This window comes from Streptomyces sp. R44 (assembly GCF_041053105.1).
In the GTDB taxonomy this organism is placed as follows: Bacteria; Actinomycetota; Actinomycetes; order Streptomycetales; family Streptomycetaceae; genus Streptomyces.
The window spans coordinates 2,448,455-2,474,123 of sequence record NZ_CP163444.1 but is presented as its reverse complement, the minus strand read 5'-3'; the positions used below and the strand labels follow the sequence as shown (position 1 = coordinate 2,474,123).

Here is a 25,669-nt window from a genome sequence, read left to right as displayed (position 1 = left end):
GGGCGGACGGTTCCGTCCGTCAGCCGCCGTACTCGGCGGTGGCGTCGATCAGCCGGGCCGAGGCCGCCGGAACGACGACCCCGTGGATCGACGCGGGCGAGACCGGGAGGGGCTTGGGGGAGACCGGGGTGACCCAGTGGGGGGCCATCCGAGCGCCGTCCCCGCGCAGCTGGGCGAGGCTCAACTCGGACTCGTGTCGCTCACGGGGAGCGGGGTAGGTGGTCATGGGCGCACCGTATGCACCACACCACTCCGGGGAAAAGGCCTACTCTGGGGTAGTTTCCACTGTTCGGCAGGGCGCGCCCCACCCGGTAGCGTGAACTGTCATTACCGCCTTCCCGCAGGAGCGCCCCGCCGTGCGTATCGCAGTCACCGGCTCCATCGCCACCGACCACCTCATGACCTTCCCCGGCCGGTTCGCCGACCAGCTGGTGGCCGACCAGCTCCACACGGTGTCCCTCTCCTTCCTCGTCGACAACCTCGACGTCCGCCGGGGCGGCGTCGGCCCCAACATCTGCTTCGGCATGGGGCAGCTCGGCGGCAACCCGATCCTGGTCGGCGCGGCCGGCTACGACTTCGACGAGTACCGCGCGTGGCTCGACCGGCACGGCGTCGACACCGGCTCGGTGCGGATCTCCGAGGTCCTGCACACGGCGCGCTTCGTCTGCACCACCGACAAGGACCACAACCAGATCGGCTCCTTCTACACCGGCGCCATGAGCGAGGCCCGGCTGATCGAGCTCAAGGCCGTCGCCGACCGCGTGGGCGGCCTCGACCTCGTCCTCATCGGCGCCGACGACCCCGAGGCGATGCTCCGCCACACCGAGGAGTGCAAGACCCGCGAGATCCCCTTCGCGGCCGACTTCTCGCAGCAGATCGCGCGGATGGACGGCGAGGAGATCCGTACGCTGCTCGACGGCGCGACGTACCTCTTCTCCAACGAGTACGAGAAGGGGCTCATCGAGTCCAAGACCGGCTGGACCGAGGCGGAGATCCTCTCCCGCGTCGGCCACCGCGTCACCACGCTCGGCTCGCGCGGCGTGCGCATCGAGCGGGTCGGCGAGACGCCCATCGAGGTCGGCTGCCCCGAGGAGACGGCCAAGGTCGACCCGACCGGCGTCGGCGACGCGTTCCGCGCGGGCTTCCTGACGGGTCTGTCGTGGGGTGTCGGCCTTGAGCGCGCCGCGCAGGTGGGCTGCATGCTGGCGACGCTGGTCATCGAGACGCTGGGGACGCAGGAGTACACGCTGCGGCGGGCGAACTTCATGGAGCGCTTCACGAAGGCGTACGGCGAGGACGCGGCGAACGAGGTCCACACCCACCTCGTCTGAGCCCCCGCCGCCCCGTTGTGGGCGCCGCCCACCCCGTTGTGGGCAATCGTTCCTCCCCCAGACTTCGTCCGGGAGGTGCCCCCAGGGCGGAACGGGTGGGCACAACGGACCCGCGCCTTGCCGGCGCCAGAGGCTTCCGCGCCTGAACCCGCACCGGATGTGCGCCGCCGCGGTCGGTGCGGGTCAGTGCGCGGAAGACGGAGGCGCCGCGGGAGGGTGGGAGCAGGGGGGACCCCCATCGCCCAGCGGGACGATTGCCCACACGGCGCGTGGGCCGGACGGTTACGACACGCGGCGGACCACGTACGCCACCCCGCCCCGAGGCGACGGCGACTCGCCCACGTACTCCTGCCCCCGCATCTCGCACCACGCCGGAATGTCCAGCCGCGCCGCCTCGTCGTCCGACAGCACCGTCACCGTCCCGCCCACCGGCACCTCACCGATCACCTTCGCCAGCTCGATCACCGGGATCGGGCAGCGCTTGCCCAGGGAGTCCACGACGAGGGAGCCCGAGGACGCCGGGGCGGTCGGTACGGCTCCGGGGGCGCCGAGCCGTTCCCGTACGCCCGCCACCACCCCCGGGAGCACGGCGAGGAAGCGGTCCACGTCCTCCTCCGTCGTGCCGGCCGGCAGGGACACCCGGACGTTCCCCTCGCTCAGCACCCCCATCGCGCGCAGCACATGGCTGGGGGTCAGCGTCGAACTCGTGCACGACGAACCGGACGAAACGGAGAAACCCTCCCGGTCCAGCTCGTGAAGGAGCGTCTCCCCGTCGACGTACAGGCAGGAGAAGGTGACGAGGTGGGGGAGCCGGCGCACCGGGTCGCCCACCACCTCCACGTCCGGCACCAGCTCCGGCACCCGTGCCCGGATCCGGTCCACCAGGGCCCGCAGTCGCGCCTCCTCGGCGGCCGCCTCCGCCCGGACGGCCCGCAGCGAGGCCGCCGCCGCCACGATGGCCGGCAGGTTCTCGAAGCCCGGCGCCCGGCCCGACTCCCGTTCGTCCGACGGGCCTTGGGGCGCGAACCGGACGCCCTTGCGCACCGCGAGGAGGCCGACGCCCGCCGGGCCGCCCCACTTGTGCGCGCTCGCCGTGAGCAGCGACCAGCCGCCGTCCACCGGACCCCAGCCGAGCGACTGGGCCGCGTCCACGAGCAACGGCACCTCCGCCGCCCGGCAGGCCTCGGCGACCTCGGCCACCGGCTGCTCGGTCCCCACCTCGTGGTTGGCGGACTGGAGGCAGGCCAGGGCCGTGCCGGATGCGAGCGCCGCGGCGAACGCGGACGCGTCCACCGCGCCCGAGCGGCCCACCGGCACCTCGGTCACCGTGCCGCCCGCCGCCGTGTGCGTCTCTCCCGCGTGCAGGACGGAGGAGTGTTCGACCGCGGAGACCACGAGCCGGTTCCCGACACGCCGACGCGCCGCGAGCGCGCCGGAGATTCCGGCGTGAACCGCGCGCGTCCCCGAAGGAGTGAATACGAGCTCGTCCGGGCGGCACCCCACGGCCTCCGCCGCGGCCTCCCGGGCGGCGTCGAGCAGCAGCCGGGCCCGCCGCCCCTCCCGGTAGAGCCGGGCCGGGTCGGCCCAGCCCTCGTCCAGGGAGGCGAGCAGGGCCTGACGGGCGACGGGGTGCAGGGGAGCGGCGGACGCGGCGTCGAAGTACGGCATCCACCCACCGTAGAACGCGCCGATCCACCACCACGGCTCCGGGGACCCCGGCGCGCGACGAGCCCCTCCTCGGCCCGGGCCCCGGCGCGCGACGAGCCCCTCCTCGGCCCGGGCCCCGGCGCAAGACGGGGCCTGATCCCGCGACGGGGCCTCAGCTCGCGACCGGCCTCGGCTCCCCGATGAGCCCCCGTCAGAACACCGCCCCGGCGCACCGTCAGACCGCCGAACGGGCGTTCCCGACCCCCCTCCGGAAGGCTGGAGTCCACCCCTTCGGGGACTCGGACGGCGCGTTGGGCACCCTCCCCGCGCGACCCCAAATAGCGTCCAGTAGGGTTTGGTCCGCATAAACATCCAAACCCCTGCCCGCGGCCGGGGCGGCGACCGACCAGCGAGACGGACGGCCGTGGCCGACCAACGCGGGCCGAGACTCTCGGGAAGGCGCTACGTGAGTCCCAACGGCTCCGACCGCTCGTCGCGGCGCCCGATGCGGCGGAAGCTGCCGCAGGTGCTGACTGCGGGCCTGATCCTGGCGACAGCCACGGGCTGCTCGTACAACTGGGAAGACTTCCCCCGCCTTGGTATGCCCACCCCCGTCACGGAAGAGGCGCCTCGGATCCTCTCCCTGTGGCAGGGTTCGTGGGCTGCCGCCCTCATCACCGGAATCCTGGTGTGGGGCCTGATCATCTGGTCCGTCATCTTCCACCGGCGGAGCAGGACCAAGGTCGAGGTACCTCCGCAGACCCGTTACAACATGCCCATCGAGGCCCTGTACACGGTCACCCCGCTCATCATCGTCTCCGTGCTCTTCTACTTCACCGCGCGCGACGAGTCGAAGCTCCTCGAGCTCACCCCGAAGCCGGCCCACACGGTCAACGTGGTCGGCTACCAGTGGAGCTGGGGCTTCAACTACGTCGAGGACGTGCCCGGTGTGAAGGGCGACGCCAAGACGGACAAGAACCTGGCCACGATCCCGGACAAGTACATCTCGGACTTCCCGGAGAACGCGGGCGGTGTCTACGACGCCGGCATCCCCGGCGACCGGAACCCGCAGACCGGCAACCCGGGCCCGACCCTGTGGCTGCCGAAGGGTGAGAAGGTCCGGTTCGTCCTGACCTCCCGTGACGTCATCCACTCGTTCTGGGTGGTCCCCTTCCTCATGAAGCAGGACGTCATCCCGGGTCACACCAACTCCTTCGAGGTGACTCCGACGCAGGAAGGCACCTTCCTCGGCAAGTGCGCCGAGCTGTGCGGTGTCGACCACTCCCGGATGCTCTTCAACGTCAAGGTGGTCTCCCCGGAGCGCTACCAGCAGCACCTGAAGGAGCTGGCCGAGAAGGGGCAGACCGGCTACATCCCGTCCGGCATCGAGCAGACGGACCCGGCTAGGAATGCGGAGAAGCACCAACTGTGAGCATCCCCAACGAAACCCAGGGTGCCGCCGCAGCTGAGGACTCGTACGAGAACGAGCTGCCCGTACGGCGCAAGCAGCCCGGCAACGTGGTCATCAAGTGGCTCACCACCACGGACCACAAGACCATCGGTACGATGTACCTGGTCACGTCGTTCGCCTTCTTCTGCATCGGTGGCCTGATGGCGCTCTTCATGCGCGCCGAGCTGGCCCGTCCGGGTACGCAGATCATGTCGAACGAGCAGTTCAACCAGGCGTTCACGATGCACGGCACGATCATGCTGCTGATGTTCGCGACGCCGCTGTTCGCCGGATTCGCGAACTGGATCATGCCGCTGCAGATCGGCGCGCCCGACGTGGCGTTCCCGCGGCTGAACATGTTCGCGTACTGGCTGTACCTCTTCGGCTCGATCATCGCGGTGGCCGGCTTCCTCACCCCGCAGGGTGCGGCCGACTTCGGCTGGTTCGCCTACTCCCCGCTGTCGGACGCCGTCCGCTCGCCGGGTGTCGGCGCCGACATGTGGATCATGGGTCTGGCCTTCTCCGGCTTCGGCACGATCCTCGGTTCGGTCAACTTCATCACCACGATCATCTGCATGCGCGCTCCGGGCATGACGATGTTCCGCATGCCGATCTTCACCTGGAACGTGCTGCTGACCGGTGTCCTGGTCCTGCTCGCCTTCCCGGTCCTGGCGGCCGCGCTGTTCGCCCTGGAGGCGGACCGCAAGTTCGGTGCCCACGTCTTCGACGCCGCCAACGGCGGAGCGCTGCTCTGGCAACACCTCTTCTGGTTCTTCGGACACCCAGAGGTGTACATCATCGCCTTGCCCTTCTTCGGCATCGTCTCCGAGGTCATCCCGGTCTTCAGCCGCAAGCCGATGTTCGGCTACATCGGTCTGGTGGCCGCGACCATCGCGATCGCCGGTCTGTCCGTGACCGTGTGGGCGCACCACATGTACGTCACCGGTGGCGTACTGCTCCCGTTCTTCTCCTTCATGACGTTCCTCATCGCCGTACCGACCGGCGTGAAGTTCTTCAACTGGATCGGAACGATGTGGAAGGGCTCGTTGTCCTTCGAGACCCCGATGCTCTGGACGATCGGCTTCCTGGTCACCTTCACCTTCGGTGGTCTGACCGGCGTCATCCTGGCCTCGCCCCCGATGGACTTCCACGTCTCCGACTCGTACTTCGTCGTCGCGCACTTCCACTACGTCGTCTTCGGCACCGTGGTCTTCGCGATGTTCGCCGGCTTCCACTTCTGGTGGCCGAAGTTCACGGGCAAGATGCTGGACGAGCGCCTCGGCAAGATCACGTTCTGGACGCTGTTCATCGGCTTCCACGGCACCTTCCTGGTGCAGCACTGGCTCGGTGCCGAGGGCATGCCGCGTCGTTACGCGGACTACCTCAACGCCGACGGCTTCACCGCGCTGAACACGATCTCGACGATCTCCTCGTTCCTGCTCGGTCTGTCGATCCTGCCGTTCCTGTACAACGTCTGGAAGACCGCCAAGTACGGCAAGAAGATCGAGGTCGACGACCCGTGGGGCTACGGCCGTTCGCTCGAGTGGGCGACGTCCTGCCCGCCGCCGCGGCACAACTTCCTCACCCTGCCGCGGATCCGTTCGGAATCCCCGGCGTTCGACCTGCACCACCCTGAGATCGCGGCTGTCGACCAGCTCGAGAACAAGCCGCACGAGGCTCCGGCCCTCACGGGCAGCAAGGAGGCCGGCAAGTGAAGATCCAGGGCAAGATGTTCATCTGGCTGAGCGTCTTCATCCTTGCCATGGCGATCCTCTACGGCGTCTGGTCCAAGGAGCCGGTCGGCACGACGGCGCTCTTCCTGGCCTTCGGCCTGGCCATCATGATCGGCTACTACCTGGCCTTCACGGCCAAGCGTGTCGACGCGATGGCGCAGGACGACAAGGAGGCCGACGTCGCGGACGAGGCCGGTGAGGTGGGCTTCTTCGCCCCCCACAGCTGGCAGCCGCTCTCGCTGGCCGTCGGCGGTGCGCTCGCCTTCCTCGCCATCGCGATGGGCTGGTGGATCCTGTACTTCTCCGCCCCGCTGATCCTCGTCGGCCTGTTCGGCTGGGTCTTCGAGTTCTACCGCGGCGAGAACCAGAACCAGTAGCGGTACCCCGCTCCGCACCGGAGCACACCGAGGGGCCCGGACACTTCGTCACCGAAGCGTCCGGGCCCCTCTTTTGCAGCACTCGGCGCGCCGGTGGCGAGGAACGTATCTAGCGTGAAGTCATGAACGACACGCCGCGCATTCGGACTGTTCTGAGCTGCACTCTTCTGGCCGTCACCGTCACCGCGGGTGCCACCGCGTGCGCCGGCTCGGACACCCACCCGCTGTCGGAGAAGGCCTACGACGCGGCCGACCAGCTCGCGGTCAACGCCCCCGCCGACGGCGCCAAGGCGGACCCCGACAAGCCCCTGGAGATCACCGCCAAGGGTGACGACGGCCGGATCACCGACGTCACCGCCACCGACGCCTCCGGGCACCACCTGGCCGGCGAACTCACCGCGGACGGGCAGCGCTGGCGCTCCACGGCCGCCCTGGCGGCCGGCGCCCGCTACACGGTCCGGGTGGCCACCGAGGACGATGACGGCGCTCCAGGCGCCCGTACGTTCACCTTCGAGACGGCTCCGGCCAAACGGGCCCTCACCGTGGCCTTCGGGCCGGAGGCGGGCACGTACGGCGTGGGGCAGCCCATCACGGCGGAGCTCAGCCTCCCCGTCAAGGACCGCTCGGCCCGCGCCGTCGTCGAACGGGCCCTCAAGGTCCGCTCCACGCCCGCCGTCGAGGGCTCCTGGTACTGGGTGGACGACAAGAAACTGCACTTCCGTCCGAAGGAGTACTGGCCGGCCGGGGCACTCGTCCAGGTGACCGGCAACCTGGACGGCCTCAAGGTCGGCGACAAGCTCTACGGCGGCGCGTCCAAGCCGCTGAAGCTCACCATCGGCGACCGGATCGAGGCCGTCGCGGACGCCGCGTCGCACTACATGACGGTGAAGCGCAACGGAGAAGTGATCAACACCATTCCGGTGACCACCGGCAAACCCGGCTTCTCCACCCGTAACGGCATCAAGGTGGTCCTCGGCAAGGAGTACTACGTCCGGATGCGGGGCACCAGCATCGGCATCGCGGAGGGCAGCTCCGACTCGTACGACCTGCCGGTGTACTACGCCACCCGGGTCACCTGGAGCGGCGAGTACGTCCACGCCGCGCCCTGGTCCGTGGGCTCGCAGGGCGTCGAGAACGTCAGCCACGGCTGTGTCGGCATGTCGACGGAGAACGCGGCCTGGTTCTACGAGACCGTCCGCCCCGGAGACCTCGTCCGCGTCGTCAACAGCTACGGCGACGCGATGGACACCTTCGGCAACGGCTTCGGCGACTGGAACATGGAGTGGGCCAAGTGGCGCCAGGGCAGCGCCTTGGTGGAGGCCGCCGGAAACCCGGTGACCCCCACCGAGAAGGCCCGTCTGAGGCCCTCGATCTGAGCGGAGGCGCGCCCCGGACGGCTCAGGCGTCGATCGACAGGCGCGAGCGCAGCAGGGACGCCAGGGACGCCGCGAACTCGACCGGTTCCACCGGAAGGGTGACCGCGGCGTCCGCGCGGCTCCAGGTGGCCAGCCAGGCGTCCTGGGGCCGCCCGATCAGCAGCAGGACCGGCGGGCAGTGGAAGACCTCGTCCTTGATCTGCCGGCACACCCCCATGCCTCCGGCGGGCACCGCCTCGCCGTCGAGCACGCACACGTCGATCCCGCCCTCGTCCAGCCGCTTCAGCACCGCCGGCAGCGTGGCGCACTCGACGAACTCGACCGGGGGAACGTCGGTCGCGGGCCTGCGTCCGGCCGCGAGCCGCACCTGCGCGCGGGTGTTCGCGTCATCGCTGTAGACCAGGACCGTGGCACTCGACTGCATCGTTCCTCCGTGGGGAAGTCCGTGGGAAGGTCGTCGATCGATGCGCCGGATGCTACTCCGGTCCACACCCCGTCAACACCCGTTCAACACCTGTTCGAACGGTGCTCGGCGGCCTTCGCACTGGGCCGTTCGGGCTGGACACGCCCCCCTGACACTCCGAACGGCACCCCCCGGAGTGAGGGCGGGATAAGCGACCGACATAATGTCGGTCGTGGCGACAGTAACGACAGTAGAAACAGGGCACGCGCACCCGTCGGTCAATCGACCGAACCTCACCAGCGTCGGAACCATCATCTGGTTGAGCTCCGAGCTGATGTTCTTCGCGGCCCTCTTCGCGATGTACTTCACCCTGCGATCGGTGACGGGTCCCGAGTTCTGGGCGGAAAAGGCCTCGGCCTTGAACTTCCCCTTCTCGGCGACCAACACCACGATCCTGGTGCTCTCCTCCCTCACCTGCCAGCTCGGCGTCTTCGCCGCGGAGCGGGGCGATGTGAAGAAGCTCCGGACGTGGTTCATCATCACGTTCGTGATGGGTGCCATCTTCATCGGCGGCCAGGTCTTCGAGTACACCGAGCTGGTCAAGGTGGACGGCCTCTCGCTGTCCTCCGACCCGTACGGCACGGTGTTCTACCTGACCACCGGCTTCCACGGCCTGCACGTGACGGGCGGTCTCATCGCCTTCCTGCTGGTCCTCGGCCGGACGTACGCCGCCAAGAGGTTCACCCACGAGCAGGCAACCGCCGCCATCGTCGTGTCCTACTACTGGCACTTCGTCGATGTCGTCTGGATCGGCCTCTTCGCCACGATCTACATGATCAAGTAATCGGCTCCGCCACCACGGCGGACCGAGACATCCAGCAAGCATCGACGCAGAAGATCCTGACACCGGGGTAATCCGTGAAAAAGCTCTCCGCACGACGACGCCATCCGCTGGCGGCGGTCGTCGTCCTACTTCTCGCGCTGGCGGCCACGGGGGGGCTGTACGCCGCGTTCGCGCCCGCGGGCACGGCGAAGGCCGATGAAACCGCCCAGTCCCTCGCCATCGAGGAGGGCAAGAAGCTCTACTCCGTCGGCTGCGCCAGCTGCCACGGAACCGGCGGTCAGGGCACCTCTGACGGCCCGTCCCTCGTCGGCGTCGGCTCGGCCGCGGTCGACTTCCAGGTCGGCACGGGCCGTATGCCGGCCCAGCAGCCGGGCGCCCAGGTCCCGAAGAAGAAGGTCATCTACTCGCAGGCTGAGATCGATCAGCTCGCGGCGTACGTCGCCTCTCTCGGTGCCGGTGCGATCACGCCGACCGAGGGCCAGTACAGCCCTGAAGGTGCCGACATCGCCAAGGGTGGCGAGCTGTTCCGCACCAACTGTGCCCAGTGCCACAACTTCACCGGTGAGGGTGGCGCGCTGACCTACGGCAAGTACGCCCCGAGCCTCGAAGGCGTGGACCCGAAGCACCTCTACGAGGCCATGCAGACCGGCCCGCAGAACATGCCTTCCTTCCCCGACACGACCATGCCGGAGAAGGAGAAGAAGGACATCATCGCGTACGTCCAGGCCGTCAACAGCGACACGTCCGAGAGCCCGGGCGGTCTCAAGCTCGGTGGCCTCGGCCCCGTCAGCGAGGGCCTGTTCGCCTGGGTCTTCGGCCTGGGCGCGCTGATCGCAGTTGCCATCTGGGTCGCGGCCCACACCGCTAAGGCCAAGAAGTCATGAGTAGCCAAGAGATTCCAGAAGAGACCCTGCCGGCAGGGCAGGACACCGCGCACGGCGCGGTGACGGTCGCCGACGACCCGTTCGCCGACCCGGGCCTTCCGCCCCACAAGCCCCGCATCCAGGACATCGACGAGCGGGCCGCCCGCCGGTCCGAGCGCGCGGTCGCCTTCATGTTCACGCTGTCGATGCTGGCCACCGTCGGCTTCATCGCCTCGTACGTGATCTTCCCGGTCGACAAGATCGTGTACATCTGGCCCTTCGGCCACGTGTCCGCGCTCAACTTCGCCCTGGGATGGACCCTCGGTGCCGCCCTCTTCTTCATCGGCGCGGGCGCGGTCCACTGGGCCCGCACCCTGATGTCCGACGTCGAGGTCGCCGACGAGCGTCACCCGATGGCGGCGACCCCCGAGGTCAAGGCGAAGGTCATGGCGGACTTCGCGGCCGGTGCCGCGGAGTCGGGCATGGGCCGCCGCAAGCTCATCCGCAACACGATGTTCGGCGCGCTGTCGCTCGTACCGCTCTCCGGCATCGTCCTGCTGCGTGACATGGGCCCGCTGCCCGAGAAGAAGCTCCGGTCCACGCTGTGGACCAAGGGGCTCCAGCTCATCAACATGAACACGCACGAGCCGCTGCGTCCCGAGGACGTCGCGGTCGGCTCGCTGACCTTCGCGATGCCCGAGGGCCTCTCGGAGCACGACGAGCACTTCCAGACCGAGATCGCCAAGGCCGCCCTGATGATCGTCCGGATCCAGCCGGAGGACATCAAGGACAAGCGCGAGCTCGAGTGGTCCCACCAGGGCATCGTCGCGTTCTCGAAGATCTGCACCCACGTCGGCTGCCCGATCTCCCTGTACGAGCAGCAGACGCACCACGTGCTCTGCCCGTGCCACCAGTCCACCTTCGACCTCTCCGACGGCGCCCGCGTCATCTTCGGCCCGGCCGGTCACGCCCTTCCGCAGCTGCGGATCGGCGTGAACGACAAGGGCTTCCTGGAGGCGCTCGGCGACTTCGACGAGCCCGTCGGTCCTGCCTTCTGGGAGCGCGGATGAGCACCGTGACCACGAGTAAGAAAGCACCCGCCGGTGAGCGGGTCGCGGACTGGGCCGACGGCCGCCTGGGGATCTACACGCTGGCCAAGGCCAACATGCGGAAGATCTTCCCGGACCACTGGTCCTTCATGCTGGGCGAGGTCTGCCTCTACAGCTTCCTCATCATCATCCTGACGGGCGTCTATCTGACGATGTTCTTCCACCCGTCGATGAACGAGGTGGAGTACGTCGGACCGTACGTCCCGCTCCAGGGACAGCTGATGTCCGAGGCGTTCAACTCGACCATGCACATCTCCTTCGAGGTGCGCGGTGGTCTGCTGATCCGGCAGATCCACCACTGGGCGGCGCTGATCTTCCTCGCCGGCATGTTCGTGCACATGATGCGCGTGTTCTTCACCGGCGCGTTCCGCAAGCCGCGTGAGATCAACTGGCTGTTCGGCTTCCTGCTGTTCTTCCTGGGCATGTTCACCGGCTTCACCGGTTACTCGCTCCCGGACGACCTGCTCTCCGGCACCGGTGTCCGCTTCATGCAGGGCGCGATCCTGTCCGTGCCGGTCATCGGCACGTACCTCTCGATGTTCCTGTTCGGCGGCGAGTTCCCCGGCGGCGACTTCGTCGCCCGGTTCTACTCGGCGCACGTGCTGCTGCTGCCCGGCATCATGCTGGGTCTCGTGGTCGCCCACCTCATCCTGGTGTTCGTCCACAAGCACACGCACTTCGCCGGCCCCGGCCGGACGAACGACAACGTCGTGGGCATGCCGCTGCTGCCCGTGTACATGGCGAAGGCCGGAGGCTTCTTCTTCCTGGTCTTCGGTGTCATCGCGGTCATCGCGGCGATCGCCTCGATCAACCCGATCTGGGCCATCGGCCCGTACCGCCCGGACCAGGTGTCCACCGGCGCCCAGCCCGACTGGTACATGGGCTTCGCCGAGGGTCTGATCCGTGTCATGCCGGGCTGGGAGATCAACCTGTGGGGCCACACGCTGGTCCTGGGCGTGATGATCCCGCTGGCGATCTTCCCGGCGGTCCTCGCCGCGATCGCGGTCTACCCGTTCATCGAGTCCTGGATCACCGGCGACAAGCGCGAGCACCACATCGCGCAGCGCCCGCGCAACGCTCCGACGCGCACCGCCTTCGGTGTCGCCTGGATCACCGCGTACATGATCATGCTCATCGGTGGTGGAAACGACCTCTGGGCGACCCACTTCCACCTGTCGCTGAACTCGATCACCTGGTTCGTCCGGATCTTCTTCTTCGTCGGACCGGTCATCGCGTTCATCGCCACCAAGCGGATCTGCCTCGGCCTCCAGCGCCGCGACAAGGACAAGGTGCTGCACGGCCGCGAGTCGGGCATCATCAAGCGCCTGCCGCACGGTGAGTTCGTCGAGGTCCACCAGCCGCTCAGCCAGGGCGAGCTGCACCGCCTCACCGCGCACGAGCAGTACGACGCGGCGGAGCTTCCGCCGGCCGTCGACGAGAACGGCGTGGAGCGCAAGATCGGCCGCATGGAGAAGCTCCGGGTCAAGCTCAACAAGGGCTACTACGGCGACGACAGCCAGATCGCCAAGCCCACGGTCGAGGAGTTCAAGGAGATCCAGAGCGGCCACGGCCACCACTGATCACCTGAACACCTGACCTTCCCCCACTCTCGGCTTCGCTCGAGCGGGGGGACCCCCATGGTCGCCACGGCAAGAGCCCCGTCCATTCGATGGACGGGGCTCTTTGCCGTGCCCGGACATCGATAGGGTGGGTGTGTATCCGTCACGTGATCATCTGGAGCTGCCATGAGCGCTGCGACCCCCGCTGGAGGACCTACGTCGGCGGGCCGCTCCTGGCCCGTCCTGCTGAACGGACTCCTCGACGGCCACGACCTCTCCGCCGACGACACGGCCTGGGCGATGGACCTGATCATGAGCGGCGAGGCGACCGACGCGCAGATCGCCGGCTTCATGGTCGCGCTGCGCGCCAAGGGCGAGACCGTGCAGGAGATCGCCGGCCTCGTCCGGACCATGTACGAGCACGCCAACGTCATCGAGGTGCCCGGGCGGACCGTCGACATCGTCGGCACCGGCGGCGACGGCGCCAAGACGGTCAACATCTCCACGATGGCGTCGATCGTGGTCGCCGGGACCGGCGCCAAGGTCGTCAAGCACGGCAACCGCGCCGCGTCCTCCGCCTCCGGCTCCTCCGACGTCCTGGAGAAGCTCGGCGTCAATCTGAACCTGACCCCGCAGCGGGTCGCCGAGGTCGCCGACGAAGCGGGCATCACCCTCTGCTTCGCGATCAAGTTCCACCCCTCGCTGCGGCACGTCGCCGCGGCCCGCGGCCAGCTGGGCATCCGGACGACCTTCAACGTCCTCGGGCCGCTGACCAACCCGGCCAAGGTACGGGCCCAGGCCGTCGGCGTCGCCGACCCGCGGATGGCGCCCGTCGTCGCCGGGGTCTTCGCCGAGCGCGGCAACTCCGCCCTGGTCTTCCGCGGCGACGACGGCCTGGACGAGCTCACCACGACCTCCACCTCCCGGGTCTGGGTGGTCCGGGACGGCGGCGTCACCGAGGAGCGCTTCGACCCGCGGGACGTCGGCATCGACCTCGTCCCGCTGGAGGCGCTGCGCGGCGACGACGCCTCGTTCAACGCCGACGTCGCCCGCCGGCTGCTCGCGGGGGAGAGCGGTCCGGTACGGGACGCGGTGCTGCTCAACGCGGCGGCGGCGCTCACCGCCCTGGACCCCGGCACGGGCACCCTCGCGGAGCAGCTGGCCGCGGGAATCGCGAGGGGCGCGGAGGCGATCGACTCCGGCGCGGCCCAGCGGTCCCTGGAGCGGTGGATCGCCGCCACCAACCGCTGACGCGCCACGCGCGGCCCCGTCCGGCATACGGACGGGGTTGCGCGGTGTCGATCAGCTGAACTACGTTCTGTATCAGGTCATGAGCGACAGCCCTCAAGCCCCGGCTGGCTGTCCGGCAACCCTCCGTCCGTGGCGGGGTGCCCCGGGTGAAGACCAGGTCGTACGGCAGAAGCCTGCGGCAAGCGCGGACCCCTGCGCACCACCCTGGGGTCCTTGGTCCTCTAGGGAGCGGTGTCTCGTGAGCAAGCGAATGCGTTAGGGCCCTTTCGGCCCCTCTCTCCACCTTTTCCGCCCGTACGCGGCACCCTTCTTCGCGCTGCCCTGCGGGCTCTTTCACGCCTTTTCGCGCCCCTTTTATGCCGGGAGACACCGTCATGTCCGCATGCCCGAACGCCGCCACCGTCGAGACCGCCACCGCCGCCGAGTCCGCCGATCCCTGCTGCGCCGCCCCGCTGCCGGTCCTCGGCCGGGACGTCACCGTCCCGCTCGTCACCGGTGGCGAGGTGACCTACGCGGCGCTCGACTACGCGGCCAGCGCGCCGGCCCTCCAGCGGGTCTGGGACGACGTCGCCGCCTACGCCCCGTACTACGGCAGCGTCCACCGCGGCGCCGGCTACCTCTCCCAGCTCTCCACCGACCTCTTCGAGAACAGCCGCGTCACTGTCGCCGAGTTCCTCGACTGCCGCCCCGACGACCAGGTCGTCTTCACCCGCTCCACCACCGACTCGCTGAACCTGCTCGCCGCCACCCTCCCGGCCGGCTGCCAGGTCTTCGTCTTCGAGACCGAGCACCACGCCTCGCTGCTGCCCTGGCGGGACGCCCGCGTCACCTACCTCGACGCGCCGCGCACCCCGGCCCAGGCCGTCGAGACCCTGGAGCGCGCCCTCGCCGACCGCGACCCGTACGGTCCCGCCCTCGTCTGCGTGACCGGCGCCTCCAACGTCACCGGGGAGCTGTGGCCGGTGAAGGAGCTCGCCGCCGCCGCGCACGCGCACGGCGCCCGGATCGTGCTCGACGCGGCCCAGCTGGCCCCCCACCACCCGGTCTCCGTACGGGAGTTGGACGTGGACTGGGTCGCCTTCTCCGGGCACAAGCTGTACGCGCCCTTCGGCTCCGGCGTCCTCGCCGGCCGTGCCGACTGGCTGCAGGATTCCGAGCCCTACCTCGCGGGCGGTGGAGCGTCCCGCAAGGTAGCCCGTCGGGCCGACGGTGGTGTGGACGTGGAGTGGCACACCACCGCGGCCCGACATGAAGCCGGTTCGCCGAACGTCATCGGCGTCTACTCGATCGCCTCCGCCTGCAAGGCGCTGACCGAGGCCGGCTTCGACTCCCTCGTCGCCCGCGAGCAGCACCTGATCGCCAAGGTCCGCGAGGGCCTGGCCGAGGTGCCTGAAGTGCGGGTGCTCTCGCTCTTCGGCGACGACGCGCCCCGGGTGGGCGTCATCTCCTTCGTCGTGGAGGGCTGGAACAGCTCCCACTTCGCCGCCGTGCTCTCCGCCGAGTACGGCATCGGCGTCCGCGACGGCCTCTTCTGCGCCCACCCGCTGGTCCGCACCCTGCTCGGCAGCGACCCGCAGGACCCGGGCGAGTGCGGCGCCCCCGAGGCGGCCCCGGGGGAGCGCTCGCTCAACGCCATCCGGGTGAGCTTCGGCGCCGGTACGCCGGACGAGCACGTGGACCGGTTCGTCGGCGCCGTGAAGGAGCTCGTCCGGGACGGCGCGCAGTGGAAGTACCGCACCGAGGACGGCCGCTGCGTCCCCGACCGCGGCTGATTGCTCACTCGTACGGGTGAAGGGGGCCTCCCGGTCGGGAGGCCCCCTTCAGTCGTGCCGCGTGCCCGGGGTCAGGACTCCAGGCCGATGGCGAAGGCCGCCTCCAGGTCGTGCTGGGAGTACGTCCGGAAGGCGACGTGCGTGTCCGTGGCCTCGACGCCCGGAATCTTGCTGATACGGCCGGGGATCACGTCCGCCAGGTCGTCGTGGCGCGGCACCCGGACCATGGCGATCAGGTCGTACGTACCGGTGACCGAGAAGACCTCGCTGACGCTGTCGAGCGCGGCGATCGACTCGGCGATCTCGGGGATGCGGTCCACGCTGGTCTTGATGAGCACGATCGCGGTGATCACGGCTGGCTTTCTCCCTCGGTCGCCGCGGCTTGGGCTTTCACTCTATCCCCACCGCGGAAGCGCACCCAGGCGTAGAGGAAGCCGACGGAGAAGCCCACGACGTGGGCCAGATAGGCGACGCCGGGTCCCGCGCCCGCCGCCCGCGCGGCCAGCCACTGGAGCGTGAACCAGAAGATCAGCACGATCCAGGCGGGGAAGCGCAGCGGCAGGAAGAACAGGAAGGGGAAGAGGCTGGTGACCCGGGATCGGGGGAAGAGGAAGAGAAAGGCCCCGAGCACCGCGGAGATCGCCCCGGAGGCCCCGACCAGGGTCTGCTCGCTGTCCGCGTGCGCCACCGCGTACCCGGACAGGGCGATGTAGCCGGTGCCCAGGTAGAAGAGGCAGAACTCGGCGGCGCCCATGCGCTCCTCGGCCATGGCGCCGAAGACGTACAGGAAGAGCATGTTTCCCAGGAGGTGGAGCCAGCTCCCGTGGACGAAGAGCGCGGTCAGCGGGGTGAGCAGGGCGCGCGGGTCGCCGCCGGTCAGCTCGGCGGGCACGACGCCCCAGCGGCGGAAGTAGGCGCCCTGGGCGGCCAGGAGCTCTTCGCCCGTGCCGTACCCCGGGTTGAGTCCGGAGACCGGGCTGACGGCGAAGAGCAGGCAGCAGGCGGCGATCAGTCCGTAGGTCACCGTGGGTCCGCTGCGGGTGCCCCGCCAGGCACCGAGGGCCGCGCCTCGCCAGTCGATCATGGACAGATCATGGCGTACCGGGGCCGAAGTGGACAGAGTGCCTCGCCGTGCCCTGCCCTCCCCGCGAGGCCGTAGGGTTACGGGCACCACCACCGCAGTTCGACGGCGCACCGCGGCACCCGCACCTGGTACCACGCAACAGGAAGAAGGACGGCACCGATGACGACGGTTCCCCTGCCGACCGACGAGACCCGCTGGCGCTGCACGCTCTGCGGCAATCTGACCCGCTTCGACGTGACCCGCTCCTCCAAGGTCGTGGAGTACGTCCATCTGGACCTCGCCGGGGATCCGACGGTCGAGGAGCGGCAGGTGGTCAGTGAGACCATCGAGTCGGTCCGCTGCCGCTGGTGCAACGCGGTGGACCAGATCGAACTGGTGGACAGGCCGGGCGCCGCCTCCTGAGGGACGGCGCGGACGACATAGGGGTGACGGATCGTGGAGCAGCCCGCGCACGGTGGTGAGCCGGCCGGCGCGGCAGGTGACGCTGCCGAGACGCTCGACCACCCATTGCCGGAAGGTGTACGGCGACGGGTCGTCGCGCTGGTCGCGGACGCCTTCGGCGGGCTCACCGTCGCGGAGCTGCCCGCGCCCCTGCGGCAGTACGCCCGCTTCACCGCGAGCCGGCGGGCCAAGTTCGCCGGCAACGCGATGGCCGCCGCCCTGGAGAGCGACCCGCTCTTCCGGCAGCGGATCGGCGAACGGTTCAAGCAGGGTGAGCCCGAGCTGGCCGGAGCCGTGGAGACCGGCACCCCGCCCGCGGCCGCCGACCCCGTCGACGTGGCGGCGGCCGCCTATGTGCTGCGCCCGCCCGGCTGGGTCAAGCTCGTCGCCGCCGCGGGCGAGGAGGCCCAGCGGGCCGACGCCGAGCGGGCCGACGAGGCCGGCCGGCGCGAACTGGAGCGGCTGCGCGAGGAGCTGGCCGCGGCCCAGGACCGCTCCCGGGGCGAGACCGAGCAGCTCAGGCGCGATCTGGACGCCGCCAGGAAGGAAGCGGAATCGCTTCAGCGCAAGCTGCGCAGCGCCCAGAGCGACGTCAAGCGGGGCGAGGCGGCGCTGCGCAAGGTCCAGGGCGAGATCGAGGCCGCGCGGGCCGAGTCGGCGGCCCAGGTGTCGGCCGCCGAGAGCGAGACCCGGCGGCTCAAGGCGCGGCTCGGCGAGGTCGAGGCGGCCCTGGAGGCGAGCCGCAGAACCGCCCGTGAGGGCCGCTCGGTGGAGGACATGCGGCTGCGGCTGCTGCTGGACACCGTCCTCGACGCGGCCCAGGGGCTGCGGCGCGAACTCGCGCTGCCGCCCGTCTCGGTGCACCCGGCGGACACCGTGGACGCGGTGGAGCCGGGGCGGATGTCCCCGAAGGACATCGCGGCGCGGGCGCTCTCCGAGACGGACCCGGCGCTGCTCGACCAGCTGCTCGCGCTGCCGCAGGCGCATCTGGTCGTCGACGGCTACAACGTCACCAAGACCGGCTATCCGACGATGCCGCTGGAGAAGCAGCGGCTGCGGCTGCTCGGCGGGCTCTCGGCCCTGGCGGCCCGCTCGGGCGCCGAGGTCACCTGTGTCTTCGACGGGGCGGAGCTGGCGGCCCCGGTGCTGCTCGCCCCGCCGCGCGGGGTGCGGGTGCTGTTCTCCAAGCCCGGCGTCACGGCGGACGAGTTGATCCGTCAGCTGGTCCGGGCGGAGCCGCCGGGCCGGCCGGTCGTGGTGGTCTCCACCGACCGCGAGGTGGCCGACGGGGTCGCGAAGGCGGGGGCGCGGCCGGTGGCGTCCGCCTTGTTGCTGAAGCGGCTTTCGCGCCTCTCGTGACGCATCGCAAGTCCTGGGCGATATGCCCGAATTCTGGATGGCGCACCGTCAAGTGCCCATCACTGGCCGTGTGATGTATGTAAATAAAGTGGTGCGTGAGCGAGATTTTTGCCAGCGGGATTTGAACTGATCACAACTTGGTCACTAGGGTCGGGCTTCGAACCTTCGCGCGGTTGATCACCCATCCGGGGTGGCAGGCGGAGGAACCGCCTGCCCGTGACCGGTTGGGCGGCTCTGAGGAAGAAGGAGCTCGCCTTCGTGGCGTCCCACCGTCGACCCAAGCAGCCGAGCCGCACCCGTGTGACCGTGCTCACCGTGACCGCGGCCGCCGCCGTGGCCCTCACCGCCCAGTCCGGTGCCCAGGCGGCCCCCGCCAAGCCGAAGATCGACGAGGTGAAGGCGAAGGTCGAGGCGCTCAACCACGAGGCCGAGGAGGCCACGGAGCAGTACAACCTCGCCGACGAGCGCCGCGGCAAGCTGCAGAAGGAGATCGGCGACCTCCAGGACAAGGTGGCCCGCGGTCAGCAGGAGCTCAACACCCTGCGCGACCAGATCGGTTCGGTCGCCAGCGCCCAGTACCGCTCCGGCGGCATCGACCCGGCGCTCCAGCTCTTCCTCTCCTCCGACCCGGACACCTACCTCGACAAGGCGTCCGCGATCGACCAGTTGAGCGCCCAGCAGGCCGACGTGCTCACCTCGATCCAGGCCAAGCAGCGCACGCTCGCCCAGCAGCGGGCCGAGGCCACCTCGAAGCTGGCCGACCTCGAGGACGTCCGCAAGACCCTCGGTGAGAAGAAGAAGAAGTTCCAGGGCAAGCTCGCCGAGGCCCGGAAGCTCCTCAACACCCTCACCGCGGCCGAGCGCCAGAAGATGGAGCAGCAGGAGCGCGAGCAGGCGCAGCGCGCCAGCCGCGACGCCGGCTCCCGGGCCGACCTGGGCAACGAGGTCCCCGCGAACGGCTTCGGTGCCGCCGCGCTCTCGGCCGCCGCCACCCAGCTCGGCAAGCCGTACGTCTCCGGTGCCGAGGGCCCCAACTCGTACGACTGCTCCGGTCTGACCCAGTGGTCCTACCGCCAGGCCGGCGTCACGCTCACCCGCACCACCTACACCCAGCAGAACGACGGCGTGAAGATCGGCCGCAGCCAGCTCAAGCCGGGCGACCTGGTCTTCTTCAACAGCCTGTCGCACGTGGGCCTGTACGCGGGCAACAACACGATCCTGCACGCCCCCAAGCCGGGCGCCGTCGTCCGCTACGAGTCCATGGACTACATGGGCACCTTCCAGTTCGGCGTCCGGATCGGCGGCTGACCCGCCCCCGCGACCCGCTGCGGCACACCGCCCAATCGGGTGGTTCGCCGCGACGCGCACTGACCTGACGCCCCGCCGGTGACCTGTGTTCTCCGGCGGGGCGTCACTTTGTGTGCCCGGCGGCTTCGTTGGACGAGGACTGATCAGCGGCTACTGTCTGCCGCGCCAGTCTGCGTCGAGCCGAACGGAGCGCGATTCGTGGCGTCCCACCGCCGACCCGCCCGGGTCACCGTCCTCACCGCCGCCGCCGCGGCCACCGCGGCGGCGTCCCTCGGGGCCGTCCCCGCGAGTGCCGACCCCGGGGCCACGCCCGCGGCCACCCGCGCCACGGTCGACCGCCTCTTCGAGGAGGCCGAGAAGGCCACCGAGGGCTACAACCGGGCGGACGAGAAGGCGGACGCGCTGCGCAGGACGGTCTCCCAGGCGCAGGACAGCCTCGCCCGCGGCCAGGAGCGCATCAACCGCATGCGGGGCGCGCTCGGTTCGGTCGCCGGAGCCCAGTACCGCTCCGGCGGCATCGACCCCGCGCTCGCCCTGCTGCTCTCCTCCGACCCCGACAGCTACCTGGACCGGGCCACCGCCCTGGACCGGGTCACCGCCCGCCAGAGCGCCGCGCTCGGCGAGCTCCTGCGCGAGCAGCGCGCCCTGAACCAGAAGCGGAGCGAGGCCCGCACGGCCCTCGGCGAACTGGAGCGCAGCCGGGCCGAGGTCGCCCGCCACAAGCGCACCGTCGAGCGGAAGCTCGCCGAGGCCCGCCGGGTGCTCGCCTCCCTCACCGTCGAGGAGCGCGCCGACTACGACCGCGCCTCCCGCACCGGCGAGCGCGCCGACGCGCCCGCCGAGGAACTGCCGCCGCTCGCCGACCTCGGCCCCTCGCGGGCCGCCGCCGCGGTGATCGCCGCCCGCAGCGCGATCGGCAGGCCGTACGTGTGGGGCGCGACCGGCCCGTCCGCCTTCGACTGCTCGGGCCTGATGGTCTGGTCGTACCGGCAGGCCGGGATCAGCCTGCCCCGCACCTCCTCGGCGCAGCGGTACGCCGGCCGCCAGGTGCCGCTCTCGCAGGCGCAGCCGGGCGACCTCGTCACGTACCGCGGCGACGCCAGCCATGTGGCGATCTACGCCGGGAACGGCCAGGTCATCCACGCCCCCTACCCGGGCGCCCGGGTCCGCTACGACCCGGTCAACATGATGTCCCACGTCACAGTGACCCGGGTCTGACGCTTCCCCCTTTACGATCGGGGGCGTGGCGGGCAGGCGGAGTGGAGCGGTGCGCGGTGCGGCGGCGGGGCTGCTGGCCGCGGTGCTCGCCCTCGGCGGATGCTCTGCCCCCGCCCCGGTGGGCCCGGCCTCCGGGGAGATCCAGAGCCTGCTCGACCGGCACGCGCGGGCGCTGCTCGACCGGGACGAGGCCGGTTACCTCGCGGCCCTCGACCCCGCGCTCGTACCGGCCGCGCGCACCGAGTTCGACCGGCTCGCGAAGGTGCCGCTGGGCGGCTGGACCTACCGGGTCACCGATGTCGACCGGGCCGGAGAGGGCCGGGTCACCGCCAGGGCCGAGCTCGGCTACCGGATCAAGGGCTACGACTCCGGGCCCGCCACCACCGAGCGGGTCCTCGACCTCGCCGAGCGCGACGGCCGCTGGTACGTGACCGGCGACCGCGCCGCCGAGGGAGCCCCGCAGCAGCTCTGGCAGCAGGGCGAGGTCACGTCCGTGACCGGCAGGCGCAGTCTCGTCCTCGGCGTGGGGCAGAGCCAGGAGCGGCTGCGGGAGATCGCGGCCGCCGCGGACCGGGCGGTCCCGGCGGTCGGGGACGCCTGGCACGGGAACTGGGCGGGCCGGGTCGTGGTCCTCGTGCCCGGATCGATCGAGGCGATGGGCCGGCTCCTCGGCGGGCCGGCCGCCTCCTACCGGGGCATCGCGGCCGTCACGACCGGCCGGACCGGCGGCGGCCCCCACGCGCCCGCGGACCGGGTGATCGTGAACCCGGACGCGTACGCGGTGCTCGGGGCGTTCGGCCGGCAGCTGGTCCTCACCCATGAGACCACCCATGTCGCGACCCGCGTCCAGACGACGAAGGCCACCCCGGTCTGGCTGTCCGAGGGCTTCGCCGACTGGGTCGCCTACCGGGGGACCGAACGCACCGCCGCCCAGGCCGCCCCCGAGCTGCGCCGCGCGGTCCTGGCCGGCGACCTCCCGGCGGAGCTCCCCGTGGACGAGGCCTTCTCCTTCGGCGGCGACGCGGAGGCCCTGGCGCAGGCCTACGAGGGCGGCTGGCTGGCCTGCGAGCTGATCGCGGGCCGCTGGGGCGAGGAGAAGCTGACCGACTTCTACCGGGCGGTGGGTGCGCACCCGGGCCGGGACGGCGCGGTGGAGAAGGCGCTCCGGGATGTCCTGGACACCACGCCGGAGGAGTTCACCGCCGACTGGCGGGCGTACCTGGGGGAGCGGCTGGCCTAGCCCCGCGGCTGCGGGTCCTCCAGCTCCGCCAGGGCCTCCTTCAGCCAGGCCTTCTCCGCCGTGCCCGTCGCGCGGGCGATCCGCAGCATCCCCTGGCGGAAGAGGTCGGGCGCCCGCTCGACGGTGACCGGGGTCCCGCCCTCGTAGAAGAAGCTGGCCGGGGTGTCCAGGAACTCCTGGCGGCGGCGGAGGACGGCCGCCTGGTCCGCCGGGTCGGGCAGGTGCCGCAGGAAGGCGAGCAGGGTGAAGAAGCGCTGGCCGTCGGTGATCTCGGCGTCCTTGGGCGTGCGCAGCCGGGCGAGGAGCTCCCGGCGGCCCTCGGGGGTGAGTGAGAGCGTGCGGCGCGGGGCCGCGCTCGCGCCGGGCTCCGTACGGCTGTCGACCAGGCCGTTCTTCACCAGTCGTGTGATGGCCGGGTAGAGGGCGCCGTCGCTGACCGGGCGGACGTGGCCGCTCAGGCCCTGGATGCGCTCCTTGAGCTCGTAGCCGTGCAGCGGCTTCTCGTACAGGAAGCCCAGGATCGACAGCTCCAGCACCGGGCACCACTCCTTCGCGCTTGTCGGGGGACTGCTTCCCATGCTACCTCTTTTCGAGGTGCCTCTATTCGAGGTACATCGGAAAGAGGGGGTTCCTTCGTCATGTCCTCGCACCGCCGCACACTCGTCCGGCTCGCCCGCCCGGTCTACTTCGAACTCCTCGCGGGAGTCGCCGCCGGCATCATCAACATGATCTGGGTCGCCCGGCTCGGCGGGGACGCCGTCGCCGCCGTCGCGGTCGCCACCAACGTCGAGAACCTCCTGCTCGGGGTCGTCCTCATGGCCGGCTCCGGCACCACCGTCCTCGTCGCCCGCGCCCGGGGCGCCGACGACCCCGGCGCCGTCCGCGCCGCCGTCCGCGGCGGCACCGCCCTCTGCGCCCTGCTCGTGCCGCCCGTCGCCCTCGGCGGCTACCTGCTGCGCGACCCGCTCGCCGCCCTCCTGCTCGGCGGCTCCGGCCACCCCGCCCACGCCCTGGCCACCGCCTACTTCGCGATCTCGCTCCCCGGCACGGCCGTCTTCTTCGCCACGAACGTCCTCGACGGGATCCTCAAGGGCACCGGCGACACCCGCACCCCCATGCGGCTCGCCTTCCTCGCCAACGGGCTGATCCTCGTCCTCGATCCGCTGCTCATCCACGCGTACGGCGTCCCCGGCGCCGCCCTCGCCACCGTCACCGGCCGCGGCGTCGCCCTCGCCGCCGGCCTCCTCGCCCTGCGCCGCGACCCGCTCCTCAAGGCCGCGCGGGCGGCCCGGGCGGCCCTGCCCACGGCCGCCGCGCTGCGCCGCACCGCCGCCACCGGACTGCCCATGGCCGTCGACTTCGCCGTCCGGATGGCCGGAGCCCTCGCGCTCGTCTCCGTCGTCGCCCGGCTCGGCGTCACCGAGATCGCCGCCTACGGCATCGCCACCAAGGCCATGTACGTGGCGACCATGGCCTTCTACGCCGTCCGGCAGGCCGCCTCCATCCACAGCGCCCACCTCCTCGGCGCGGGCAGGGACGAACGGCGGGCCGTCGGCCGGCAGGCCCTCCTCCTCGGCGGCACCCTCGGCGCGAGCGCCGCGATCCTGCTGCTCCTCGCCGCGGGACCCGTCATGCGGGCCTTCGGCGCCGAGCCCGCGGTGGCGGAGGCGGGCGCGCTCTTCCTGCGCTGCCTCGGCCCCTATCTGCTGCTCATGGCCGGGTACATCGCGCTCGCCGGGGTCTTCGAGGGCACCGGAGCCAGCCCCCACCTCGCCCGGATCACCATGGCCGGCGTCCTCGTCCAGTTCCCGCTCGCGTACGCCCTCTCAGGCGCCGGACTCGGCCTCCCCGGGATCTGCCTCGCGATGGCCCTCGCCATGGGGGCCCAGTGCGCGGCCCTCGGCCTGCTGCACCGCCGTACCGTCACGGCGGCCCCCGGGAAGACTCAGAACGAGCCGGACAGGGCCTTCTCGCGCTCCGGCTGAGCCTCCTGGGCGGGAGCCTTCCCGGCCTCGGCGAGACGCGGCTCCGTCACCGTGTGCCGCCACAGGATCCGGCAGGCGATGACCGTGGCCGCTATCAGCAGACCGTTCCGCGTGAACAGCACCGCCACGCCCAGCGGATCGCTCCGCGTCACGTGCGAGAACCACACCGGGAACTCGAACTGCGTCACCGCCGTCGCCCACAGCACCAGATGCGCGGGCTTCCGCATCCGGCTCGACCGGAAGGCGAGGCACACCGCGGCCAGACCGACCAGCCACAGCATGTACTGGGGGGAGAGCACCCGGCTCGTCGTCGTGAACAGCAGCACCGCCACGAAGGCCGCGTCCGCCACCGTCGACGAGGCGAAGGCCCGCGCCCGGATCCGCCACACGAGCAGCCAGCCGAACGCGGCGACCGTGAGGCCGAGCGCGGCCGTCGACACCGTCGACACGTACGGGCCGAGGAACTCGATCGACCCGTAGTTCATGATCGCCTCGCCCTCCCAGCCGAAGTGCCGGACGACGTGGAAGACCATCGAGCCCAGCGACTCGACCTCCGTGCCCCGGTCCCGCTGGAAGCCGAGGAAGGCCAGCGCCCCCGGCATCCACACCACGCAGAACGCCAGGACCGCGGCCCCCGCGCCCACCGCCGCCGACCAGGACCGGAAGGTCGCCCGCCCCTTCGGCGTGCCCGCGAGCAGCAGCACCGGCCACACCTTCAGGACCGCGCCGAAACCGGCCAGGGCGCCCAGGACGCGCGGGCTGCGGCCCGCCGCGAGCAGCCCCGCCACCGCGACGGCGGTGACCATCACGTCGTACCGGGCGTACGCCGTCGGGCCCAGCAGCGGGACGCCCGCGAGCCAGAACCAGGCACCCCGCGACGAGCGGCCCGCGCGGCGGCCCGTGTGGAGGAGCAGCCCGAAGACCAGCGCGTCGCAGAGGAAGGCGAGGACGAAGAACGCGGAGGCGTAGTCGAGGAACGGCAGCAGACCGGGGGCGAGGATCGCGAACGCCGCGGCCGGCGGGTACTGCCAGGTGACGTCGTCCAGCGGATACGTGCCCGTCCGCAGCACCTCGTACCAGCCCTGGTAGATGTCCCGGACGTCGAAGGTGATGTCGGGGCCGGGGATCACCACGACCTTGAAGACGCAGAGCAGCAGCAGGACCCGGGACAGACCCCAGAGGCCGAGCGGAAGTCGCAGACCCGTGCGTGACCCGTTCTCCACGGCACCCGTCGTCACTGTCGCGTCCTTGTCCTGTCGGCCCGCGGTGGCGGGGCGGTCGTGTTGCCGGGCGGTGGTTGCCATCGCGTACTGTCGGCC

The 25,669-nt window shown here is 70.8% G+C and carries 24 protein-coding genes and 1 riboswitch; of the genes, 17 read left to right on the top strand and 7 right to left on the bottom strand.

Going from position 1 to position 25,669, the window contains the following annotated elements:
* Positions 1-19 precede the first annotated feature (19 nt).
* Positions 20-226, bottom strand: coding sequence for a hypothetical protein (locus tag AB5J54_RS11455; RefSeq protein ID WP_369143815.1), 207 nt, complete (start codon positions 224-226; stop codon positions 20-22).
* Positions 227-356: 130 nt separating this feature from the next.
* On the opposite strand from AB5J54_RS11455, the gene AB5J54_RS11450 reads away from it, so the two are divergent.
* Positions 357-1,331, top strand: coding sequence for a carbohydrate kinase family protein (locus AB5J54_RS11450; protein WP_369143814.1), 975 nt, complete (start codon positions 357-359; stop codon positions 1,329-1,331).
* A gap of 282 nt (positions 1,332-1,613) precedes the next feature.
* Here AB5J54_RS11450 and AB5J54_RS11445 read toward each other — a convergent pair whose 3' ends face one another.
* The gene (locus AB5J54_RS11445; protein WP_369143813.1) at positions 1,614-2,999 is read right to left on the bottom strand and encodes a cysteine desulfurase/sulfurtransferase TusA family protein; all 1,386 of its coding nucleotides are present in this window, start codon (positions 2,997-2,999) and stop codon (positions 1,614-1,616) included.
* Positions 3,000-3,444: 445 nt separating this feature from the next.
* On the opposite strand from AB5J54_RS11445, the gene coxB reads away from it, so the two are divergent.
* From coxB to AB5J54_RS11425, 4 genes are all read left to right on the top strand, one after another.
* Positions 3,445-4,410 (top strand): cytochrome c oxidase subunit II, encoded by a 966-nt coding sequence (gene coxB, locus AB5J54_RS11440; RefSeq protein ID WP_369143812.1) that lies wholly within the window; start codon positions 3,445-3,447, stop codon positions 4,408-4,410.
* A complete protein-coding gene (gene ctaD / locus AB5J54_RS11435) occupies positions 4,407-6,143 on the top strand; it encodes a cytochrome c oxidase subunit I (RefSeq protein WP_369143811.1) in 1,737 nt (578 codons plus the stop codon). The genes coxB and ctaD overlap by 4 nt, the downstream gene beginning before the upstream one ends.
* The gene (locus tag AB5J54_RS11430) at positions 6,140-6,538 is read left to right on the top strand and encodes a cytochrome c oxidase subunit 4 (protein ID WP_086822830.1); all 399 of its coding nucleotides are present in this window, start codon (positions 6,140-6,142) and stop codon (positions 6,536-6,538) included. The genes ctaD and AB5J54_RS11430 overlap by 4 nt, the downstream gene beginning before the upstream one ends.
* 122 nt (positions 6,539-6,660) lie before the next feature.
* Positions 6,661-7,914, top strand: coding sequence for an Ig-like domain-containing protein (locus AB5J54_RS11425; RefSeq protein ID WP_369143810.1), 1,254 nt, complete (start codon positions 6,661-6,663; stop codon positions 7,912-7,914).
* 22 nt (positions 7,915-7,936) lie between these two features.
* Here the strand turns inward: AB5J54_RS11425 and AB5J54_RS11420 are convergent, their stop codons facing one another.
* Positions 7,937-8,338, bottom strand: a complete 402-nt coding sequence (locus AB5J54_RS11420; RefSeq protein WP_369143809.1) for a hypothetical protein — start codon at positions 8,336-8,338, stop codon at positions 7,937-7,939.
* A 202-nt stretch (positions 8,339-8,540) separates the two neighbouring features.
* Here AB5J54_RS11420 and AB5J54_RS11415 point away from each other — a divergent pair, with 202 nt between their 5' ends.
* From AB5J54_RS11415 to AB5J54_RS11390, 6 genes are all read left to right on the top strand, one after another.
* Complete coding sequence (locus AB5J54_RS11415; RefSeq protein ID WP_369143808.1) at positions 8,541-9,161, top strand: heme-copper oxidase subunit III; 621 nt, start codon at positions 8,541-8,543, stop codon at positions 9,159-9,161.
* 74 nt (positions 9,162-9,235) lie between these two features.
* Complete coding sequence (locus AB5J54_RS11410) at positions 9,236-10,045, top strand: c-type cytochrome (protein ID WP_369143807.1); 810 nt, start codon at positions 9,236-9,238, stop codon at positions 10,043-10,045.
* Positions 10,042-11,094, top strand: coding sequence for a Rieske 2Fe-2S domain-containing protein (locus AB5J54_RS11405; protein ID WP_369143806.1), 1,053 nt, complete (start codon positions 10,042-10,044; stop codon positions 11,092-11,094). Before AB5J54_RS11410 ends, AB5J54_RS11405 begins: the two co-directional genes overlap by 4 nt.
* On the top strand, positions 11,091-12,713 hold the full coding sequence (locus tag AB5J54_RS11400) for a cytochrome bc complex cytochrome b subunit (protein WP_369143805.1): 1,623 nt from the start codon (positions 11,091-11,093) through the stop codon (positions 12,711-12,713). The genes AB5J54_RS11405 and AB5J54_RS11400 overlap by 4 nt, the downstream gene beginning before the upstream one ends.
* A gap of 165 nt (positions 12,714-12,878) precedes the next feature.
* Positions 12,879-13,943 carry an anthranilate phosphoribosyltransferase gene (trpD, locus tag AB5J54_RS11395; protein ID WP_369143804.1) on the top strand — a complete coding sequence of 355 codons (1,065 nt, stop codon included), beginning with the start codon at positions 12,879-12,881 and terminating at the stop codon, positions 13,941-13,943.
* A gap of 75 nt (positions 13,944-14,018) precedes the next feature.
* Positions 14,019-14,134: riboswitch (SAM riboswitch) on the top strand.
* A gap of 183 nt (positions 14,135-14,317) precedes the next feature.
* On the top strand, positions 14,318-15,715 hold the full coding sequence (locus AB5J54_RS11390) for an aminotransferase class V-fold PLP-dependent enzyme (RefSeq protein ID WP_369143803.1): 1,398 nt from the start codon (positions 14,318-14,320) through the stop codon (positions 15,713-15,715).
* A gap of 71 nt (positions 15,716-15,786) precedes the next feature.
* On the opposite strand, the gene AB5J54_RS11385 is transcribed toward AB5J54_RS11390, so the two are convergent.
* A complete protein-coding gene (locus AB5J54_RS11385; RefSeq protein WP_017238849.1) occupies positions 15,787-16,068 on the bottom strand; it encodes an Lrp/AsnC family transcriptional regulator in 282 nt (93 codons plus the stop codon).
* The gene (locus AB5J54_RS11380) at positions 16,065-16,799 is read right to left on the bottom strand and encodes a rhomboid family intramembrane serine protease (protein ID WP_369143802.1); all 735 of its coding nucleotides are present in this window, start codon (positions 16,797-16,799) and stop codon (positions 16,065-16,067) included. Before AB5J54_RS11380 ends, AB5J54_RS11385 begins: the two co-directional genes overlap by 4 nt.
* 159 nt (positions 16,800-16,958) lie before the next feature.
* On the opposite strand from AB5J54_RS11380, the gene AB5J54_RS11375 reads away from it, so the two are divergent.
* From AB5J54_RS11375 to AB5J54_RS11355, 5 genes are all read left to right on the top strand, one after another.
* A complete protein-coding gene (locus tag AB5J54_RS11375) occupies positions 16,959-17,201 on the top strand; it encodes a hypothetical protein (protein ID WP_055644001.1) in 243 nt (80 codons plus the stop codon).
* A 33-nt stretch (positions 17,202-17,234) separates the two neighbouring features.
* Positions 17,235-18,599, top strand: coding sequence for an NYN domain-containing protein (locus AB5J54_RS11370; protein WP_369143801.1), 1,365 nt, complete (start codon positions 17,235-17,237; stop codon positions 18,597-18,599).
* 258 nt (positions 18,600-18,857) lie between these two features.
* The gene (locus AB5J54_RS11365) at positions 18,858-19,907 is read left to right on the top strand and encodes an NlpC/P60 family protein (protein ID WP_369149292.1); all 1,050 of its coding nucleotides are present in this window, start codon (positions 18,858-18,860) and stop codon (positions 19,905-19,907) included.
* Between the two features lie 198 nt (positions 19,908-20,105).
* Positions 20,106-21,125 carry an NlpC/P60 family protein gene (locus tag AB5J54_RS11360; protein WP_369143800.1) on the top strand — a complete coding sequence of 340 codons (1,020 nt, stop codon included), beginning with the start codon at positions 20,106-20,108 and terminating at the stop codon, positions 21,123-21,125.
* Between the two features lie 25 nt (positions 21,126-21,150).
* Positions 21,151-22,365, top strand: coding sequence for a hypothetical protein (locus AB5J54_RS11355; RefSeq protein ID WP_369143799.1), 1,215 nt, complete (start codon positions 21,151-21,153; stop codon positions 22,363-22,365).
* On the opposite strand, the gene AB5J54_RS11350 is transcribed toward AB5J54_RS11355, so the two are convergent.
* Positions 22,362-22,901 (bottom strand): PadR family transcriptional regulator, encoded by a 540-nt coding sequence (locus tag AB5J54_RS11350; protein WP_369149291.1) that lies wholly within the window; start codon positions 22,899-22,901, stop codon positions 22,362-22,364. The two genes, AB5J54_RS11355 and AB5J54_RS11350, sit on opposite strands and share 4 nt — an antisense overlap.
* A 102-nt stretch (positions 22,902-23,003) precedes the next feature.
* On the opposite strand from AB5J54_RS11350, the gene AB5J54_RS11345 reads away from it, so the two are divergent.
* Positions 23,004-24,350, top strand: coding sequence for an MATE family efflux transporter (locus tag AB5J54_RS11345; protein ID WP_369143798.1), 1,347 nt, complete (start codon positions 23,004-23,006; stop codon positions 24,348-24,350).
* Here AB5J54_RS11345 and AB5J54_RS11340 read toward each other — a convergent pair.
* Entirely contained in the window at positions 24,311-25,588 is a 1,278-nt protein-coding gene (locus AB5J54_RS11340) for a glycosyltransferase 87 family protein (RefSeq protein ID WP_369143797.1), read from the bottom strand. The genes AB5J54_RS11345 and AB5J54_RS11340 overlap by 40 nt on opposite strands.
* Positions 25,589-25,669: the final 81 nt, after the last annotated feature.